Source organism: Myxococcus vastator (genome assembly GCF_010894475.1).
Taxonomy (GTDB): domain Bacteria; phylum Myxococcota; class Myxococcia; order Myxococcales; family Myxococcaceae; genus Myxococcus; species Myxococcus vastator.
This window is the reverse complement of record NZ_JAAIYB010000445.1, coordinates 1-6,818: the sequence shown is the minus strand read 5'-3', so window position 1 is coordinate 6,818 and position 6,818 is coordinate 1. Positions and strand designations below refer to the sequence as shown.

The window sequence follows — 6,818 nt, the reverse complement described above, 5'->3', positions numbered from 1 at the left end:
GGCCTGGGCCCTGGCGAGGGCTTCGCGTTGGCGGTGGGTGAAGGCGCGGGTGGGGATGCGGTGCTGCCCTCGGGTGCGAATGGCCAACTCCCTCGCCAGCACGTGGCGGCGCCGCATGGGGCTGGATTCCAGCGCCTCCACCAGCGCCGGGCCGCTGAAGGGCTGGCCCTGCAGGTAGCGCGTGCCCTTCACGAAGCGTGCATGGTTTCGCGCCCACCAGTCCTTCACGGCGGCCACGTCCGGCCAGGGCAAGTCGTCCTCTGGACGGGGCGTCAAATCGGCGTCGAGGCTCTCCTCTTCCTCTGGGGGCACCGGCGCGCCTTCGGGCCTCTCTCCAGGAGGCAGGGCGAAGGCGCCCTCCAGGCGCAGGCCTGTCATGGCGGAGAGGGCCTCCCCCGCCAGGCGTGCCACTTCGGGCACGGCGAGGTGGTTCACGCAGGACTCCATGGCCGCCACCCGTCCGCTGAAGCCCAGGGCCCAGAGGGCGTGGGCGCGCAGCTCGGTGGGCTCCAGCAAGTCCACCAGGAGAGTGGTCTCCGCCTCGTCACCACCCAGCGCCAGCAACACCATGGCTTCTCGGGCATGCGCGCCAGGCGCCTGCACTTCCCTACGGCATGTCTCCCAGGCCAACCGCACCCTGGAGGTGAGGCCCGCCTCCATGGCCGCCGCGCGAATGCCGGGGTGGGCCGAGTCGAGCAGGGCGGGCAAGTGCCCGCGCACCGTCTCCTCCGGCAGTGCCAGGGCCCCGCGCAGGGCGGCGATGCGCGCCCGCGGCTCGTCATGGGTGAAGAAGCGCGCCAGCAACTCGGCGGGCGCTTCCTGGCGGAAGGCCAGCGTCTCCAGTACGCCCGCCTGGAGCGCGGTGTCCTCCAGCTTCAGCAACTCATGGAGGCGAGAGGCCAGCCCCGGCGTTTCACTCACCTCCAGCGCCCGGAGCATGGCGGCACGGGTGGGCGCTTCCGCACCTCGCAGTCGCACCAGCACCTCGTCCACCTGGCCCAGCCCCAGCAGCGCATGGGTTGCGGCCGAGACGCGCGGCGCTTCCTCCGAGTCGAAGGCCGGGCGCAGCACGGTGTCGAGCGCGGACTCGTCCTCCAGTGCCTCCAGGTGCGCAAGGAGTCGCTCCTCTCGCGTTGCCGTCTCGTCGACGGTGAAGCCCGGTGCCGCCAGGGCCCGCTCCCATTGCAGCCACCGGAACTCGGCCTCGTCGAGGTGCTCCTCCAGCACGTCTACCAACAGCATGGTGTCTTCCTTTCCCTCGACTCCAGGAAGCATGGCCGTAAGGGCTGACATGGATGCGCGAAGTCCTTCATGCTCCGCTTGCGGCCGACGCGTGAGAGCCATTGCTCTATATGCGGTGGCAATGGCGAGCATTACGTGGAGAGCGCGCGGACGGGGCAACGCGTGCCGTGCCCCGTACGGCAAGTCACCGTCAGCCTGTGAACGGAGCCGACGGTGGCGTGGCTTGATGGGAGCAGCGCCTGTCAGTGGCATCGTCCTTCGGGGCAATTCAATTCATGGGCCACTGTCGCCAGGGGCTCCAGCCCGTGAGCGACGGTGGTTGGCGTCTTCCGGCCCGGACTGGGGAATGCAAGCCGACGGACGCAATGACGCCACGCACACCTTCCCGTGCGCGCGCCGACTCCTGGCGCCGCGCCCCGGAAGTGCGCTACCCCGCCCTCACCGGCTCGCCCCTACCGCACATCAGGGCGCGCCCCCAGGAAGGCCCTCCAGGTGTCGCTGATGGGCCTTCCTGACTTTTCAAGACACACGCTGCCCTGGACTCCACCGGCTCGCTTCCCATTCGCCGTCCATGGCCAGAAATCCGCGCTTCCTGGTGACCATCAACAGGCTCCTTTAGCCGTCACCCGCCGCTCGCTATCAAAGCGCGCGCGAGCTGGCCGCCGACCTGGGCCGCCGGCTGGGGGTGTGCGGTGTCACCGCGGGCGAGGCTTCCGCGTACATCCCGAGGACAGCCGTCGAACTCTTTTCGCTATTACGGCCCCTCTGCCATGTCTTCGAGCTGGCCTTCCGCGATTTCGCGATAGAGCGGCACCACCTCGGCGGCGAGCACCTCCCGCATCTCCTGGCGGGCGCTGTCGAAGTCTCCTGCCTTCCGGTGGCGCCTGGCGCGATGAAGCGCGTCGACAATGCGGTCGGAGCCTTCCTTGATGCGGCGCGCGCATTCCAGCAGAAGGGCTTCCGCCTCTTCGGCCGTGCCAAGGGCTGCTGCCGCGTCAGCTTCGCTGACGCCAACCTCCGGCGCGGTGCGTTCCAGCATTTCCCTCACGTCCGCCGTGAGCGTCAGGCGTTCACCGTCCCGCACGCGCCGCGCCAGGGCTCGGACGGGCTCCCATTCGAGTTCATCCGCCATGCCTTGTTACCTCTTGCCCCGAGGGGGCAGCACCTGTCCGCGCCCATGGCGCGGCTGGCGCATTCCAACGCAACCGCGAACGCCGTCAGACCGGCTCGGCGCGCGAAGCGGGCGACGTCTCCGCCACGACCCGGGGCGCATCCGCGGCCAGTCCCCCCGCGCACAGCACCACCACCGCCATCCACACGAAGTCCGCCAGCAGCAGGTGCACGAGCTGCATCCACACCGGCGCCAGCAGCAGCAGGTTCGTCACGCCCGCGCCCAGCTGCACCGCGTAGAGCACGGTGATGGCGGACGCCGCGCGCCGCACGTCCTCCGACGGCCGCACCCGCGCCACCCACCGCGCCGCCAGCATCAGGAACGCGCCCACGCTCACCGCCAGCAGCGGGTGCAGCACCCGCAGCTTGATGAGGATGTGCGCCGTCTCCGAAACATCCTGACGCAGCCCCTCCGCCAACGTCGTGGACGGGAACAGCGTGTCCCCCAGCGCCGCGATGGCGCCGCTCACGCCCAGCACCAGCAGCCCGAGGAGGCTCAGGCCCATCAGCGCCCCCGGCATCCCCTGGCCCCTCAGCCTCAACGGGGCCCGGCCCCGGGAGAACCAGAGGACCAGCGTCTGCGCGCCCACCAGGAGGAAGGTGTTCACCAGGTGCACGCCCATCCACAGGGCTCGGCCCACGGAGGCGTTGTCCGCCACGTACTTCAGCAGGACGATTCCCGCGCCGACGAGCGCCTCCGTCATCATGAAGAACAGGGCCCACGCCGCCGCGCGCCGCACCGGGTGGCCCTGGGCGTGCCCCTTCCGGGCCCAGACGAAGAGCGCCACCGCCAGAATCATCGCCACGCCGCTCGTCAGCCGGTGCGTGTATTCGATGAGCGTCTGGATGCTGGGGGCTCGGGGGATGACCTCGCCGTTGCACACCGGCCAGTGGTCTCCGCAGCCGGCACCCGAGCCCGTGGCGCGCACGAAGGCACCCCACAGAATCACGACCAGCGTGAAGGCGAGCACCCCCAGGCCGAAGGCCTGGAACCGGCGGGACGAGGCAGCGTGGATCATCGCGCTCCCCATTAACCCACTTCCACCGCCGCCGCTGTCCCACACGCCCCGGGGGCGCTCACCCTGGCCATCAGCGAGGCTGCTCGGCTGTCGGGCCGGCTGGACATCCAGTGTATCCGGAATGATTCAGATGGATGCCGTGGTGCATCCATTGGATATGCCCGCCCCCTACCCGGGCGCGCGGATGATTTCCATTTGAGTCAATCACCCTCCCGGGCATTGGCACGCCGGGTGCTTAACACCTCCCACAGTGCATCCGGTGCCGAGGTGGGCGCCGGAGACACACACCTTTCGCATGAGGTCGCTTCGGTGGCCTCGGCACCCCGGGCCGGAGTTTCCCCCCTCTCCGACCCGAGGGTGTGTTCTTCCAGAGGCACGCACCTCTGGAGCCGCTTCCCACAGGGGTGTGGGGAAACAGGGTGGAGCGCATCGCGGGCTGGGGACATTCCTCTGACTTCAGCCCGCGATGCGCATCTGCTCCGCGCCCAGCACCGCGGGGAATGGCCCGTAGGCCATCGACCGCTCAATCACGTTCCGCAGCTCGCGCACGTTGCCGGGCCAGGGGTGTGACATCAACGCGGCGATGGCATCCGGCCCCAGCCGCGGCGGCTCCAGGCCCTGGGGCGTGAGCTGCCGGACGAAGTGCCGGGCCAGCGCCATCACGTCCTCGCGCCGCTCGCGCAGCGGGGGCACGCGCACCGGCACCACCTGGAGGCGGTAGTAGAGGTCCTCTCGGAAGCGGCCCTCCCGCACCAGCTGGCCCAAGTCCCGGTGCGTGGCCGCCACCACCCGCACGTCCACCTCCACCGGCCGCATCTCTCCCAGCGGGAAGACTTCGCCGTTCTCCAGGAAGCGCAGCAGCTTGGGCTGCACCTCCAGGGGGAGCTCGCCAATCTCGTCCAGGAAGAGGGTGCCGCCGTGCGCGGCGCGGATGACGCCCGGGTGGTCCGTGGCCGCGCCGGTGTACGCGCCGCGCCGGTAGCCGAAGAGCTGCCCTTCGAAGAGGTCCCGGGGCACCGCGGCGCAGTTGAAGGCCACGTAGGGCCGCTGCGAGCGCGCGGACAAGGCGTGCAGCGCCCGCGCCACCACCTCCTTGCCGGAGCCGGACTCGCCGGTGACGATGACGGTGGCGCGGCTGGAGGACAGGCGCGCCAGTTCCGAGCGCAGCCGCCGCATGGCGGACGAGGCGGCGATGAAGCCCGGCACGTCCGCGTCCCGCACGTCCGTGTCGTCACTGGCGAGGGCGGGCACGTCCACCGGGGCGAAGCCTCGCAGGGTGGCGACCTCCAGCGCGAAGCCGCCCAGCCGGGACAGCGCCGTCAGCAGCGCGCGGCCATCCGAGGGCAGGTGGCCCGCGACGCCCAGGCGGAGCCGCCGGCCACAGCCGTCCCCGAACTCCACGGCCTCGGTGGCGGGCACGGAGGTGTCGCCGCCCAGCGGCGTGGCCCGGCCCTGCGAGTCCAGCTCCTCCAGCCGGGGCGCGCCGTGGGGGAAGAGCCCCTCCACCACGGCCAGCAGCTCGCGCTGGATGAGGGGCGCGCCCATGCCGCGCACCGACAGCCGCTCGAAGGGCACCACCAGGGCCTCCGCGCCCAGGCGGGGGGCGCCCTCGGCGTCGCGGGAGGTGGCGTGGGGCGCGCGGGTGGCGTCGTGCACGAAGTGCTGCGGGTGCACCACCATGCCCACGCGGTGCAGCTCCGCCTCGCTGGCGGCCAGCAGCTCGCCGGCGGCGGGGTCGCCCTCCATCCGCGCCAGCAGCGCCAGCAGGTGGCGCGTGTAGACGGCCATGCACAAGTCGCCGGTGAGGCTGAAGGTGCCCAGCGCGGCCTCCAGCAGCGACCGGGCCTCCGCGGTGCGCCCGTCCAGGACGTGCAGCAAGGCCTCGAAGCGGTGGAGCAGGGCGGAGTGCCACGCGGACGGCATGCGCTCCAGGAAGGCGCGCGCGCGCCGCAGCAGCACCCGGCCCTGGTCGCGCTGGCAGGCGTAGACGCGCGCATACGTCTCATACAGCAGGCATTCGCGGCGCAGGTAGGGCCAGCCGCCCAGCTCCATGGTGCGCTGTCCGGCCGCGGCGAAGCCCTCCGCCGCGCGAGGCGCGTTGCCCTCGGCGAGGTCGGCCAGCGACTCCGCGAACTGGGCATAGGCGCCGGTGAGGGCCCGCTGGATGGTGCCGTCGTAGGCCGTCAGGTGCCGCGCCAGCTTGCGCAGCCCCGAGTACCGGCCGCTGAGCAGGTACAGCCGCGCGCGCGTCACCGTCAGGTACATCGGCGTCCAGCGCAGCTCCTCCACCACCGCGTCCGCTTCATCCAGCACGGCCTCGGCTTCCGCGAAGCGCGCCAGCCGCAGCAGGGCCTCGGCCTCCGCGCGCGCGGCGAAGATGAAGGAGAAGCCGCGGACCATGCGCCCGCCATACGCGGCCTCCCGCGCGCGGCGCACCAGCTGCAGCGCCTCGGAGGGCTCGCAGGCTTCGTCCAGCCGGCGCTGGGCCAGGAAGGCCAGGTTGCGCGCCTCCAGGAAGGCGTAGCCCATCCGCGCCGCGCCCTGCGCCACCTCGCGGAAGCGGCGCGTGGCCAGGGTGGCTTCGCCGCGCAGGGCCGCCTCGTGGGCGCAGGCGTCCTCGGCGAGCAGCCGCAGGGCCGGGTCCTTCACCCCCACGAGCGCGTCCGCCAGCCGCCCGGAGCCGTGGGTGATGCGCTCCGCCTCGCCCAGGTAGAAGCCGCAGGCGACCTCGGCCATGCGCAGCTGGCAGCGCACCTCCGGGTCGTCGTGGTTGGCCAGCAGCGCCTCCGCGCGCGCCACGTACGCGGCGGACTTGTTCGCGTCGAACAGCTTCCCGTCCGGGGACGCGTAGAGGGTGGCCGCCATGGCGAGCACGCGCAGCTCCACCTCCTCCGGGAGGATGCCGGCGTCGGCGAAGGCCAGGTGGGGCAGCAGCGTGGTGAAAGCGCCCCGGCTGTCCTCGCGGCCCCAGCGCTGCAGATAGGCCAGGCCCACCGCGGCCATGGCCCGCGCGCCCGGGGTGCGCAGGAGGCCCGAGGCCAGCAGCGACAGCAGCTCTTCTTCCGCGGCCCGCCACTCAGCCCGCGTCAGGTGGGTGACGCTGGAGAGGATGCGGGCCAGCTCCTCGGGGTGCAGCTCCTGCCGCCGGGACGCGGAGACGGGGGGCGTGGGGGCTCCGCCTTGCGCGGCGAGCTGGCGGAGCGCCACGGCCACGCGGCCACGCGGACGGCGGGCCTGGGGGGCTTCGCTCGGCAGCTCCCAGCGGTAGACGGTGAGAGGGGTGACGCCAAGCAGGCGAGCGAACGCCGCGCGGCTCTGCTCACCTCGCAGGGCGCGGATGGTCTCGGGTTCCCACCCGGCGCTCTCCCCCTTCTCCTCCGGTAACTC

4 protein-coding genes are annotated in these 6,818 nt (G+C 72.2%); all 4 read right to left on the bottom strand.

All coding sequences use genetic code 11. The annotated features are described in order from the left end of the window. On the bottom strand, positions 1–1,242 hold a 1,242-nt coding region (locus G4D87_RS30900; protein WP_163786288.1), incomplete at its 3' end, for a TIGR02270 family protein. 754 nt (positions 1,243–1,996) lie between these two features. Continuing rightward, on the bottom strand, positions 1,997–2,374 hold the full coding sequence (locus tag G4D87_RS30895) for a DUSAM domain-containing protein (protein WP_163786287.1): 378 nt from the start codon (positions 2,372–2,374) through the stop codon (positions 1,997–1,999). An 85-nt stretch (positions 2,375–2,459) separates the two neighbouring features. Next, positions 2,460–3,431 (bottom strand): COX15/CtaA family protein, encoded by a 972-nt coding sequence (locus tag G4D87_RS30890; protein ID WP_163786286.1) that lies wholly within the window; start codon positions 3,429–3,431, stop codon positions 2,460–2,462. A gap of 456 nt (positions 3,432–3,887) precedes the next feature. Beyond that, positions 3,888–6,818: sigma-54-dependent transcriptional regulator (locus tag G4D87_RS30885; RefSeq protein WP_240358742.1), on the bottom strand; the 2,931-nt coding region annotated here is incomplete at its 5' end.

What these genes read in the sequence shown, in the direction of transcription:
- G4D87_RS30895 (WP_163786287.1), bottom strand. Translation starts at nt 2,374, where the DNA reads ATGGCGGATGAACTCGAATGGGAGCCCGTCCGAGCCCTGGCGCGGCGC.
- G4D87_RS30890 (WP_163786286.1), bottom strand. Translation starts at nt 3,431, where the DNA reads ATGATCCACGCTGCCTCGTCCCGCCGGTTCCAGGCCTTCGGCCTGGGG.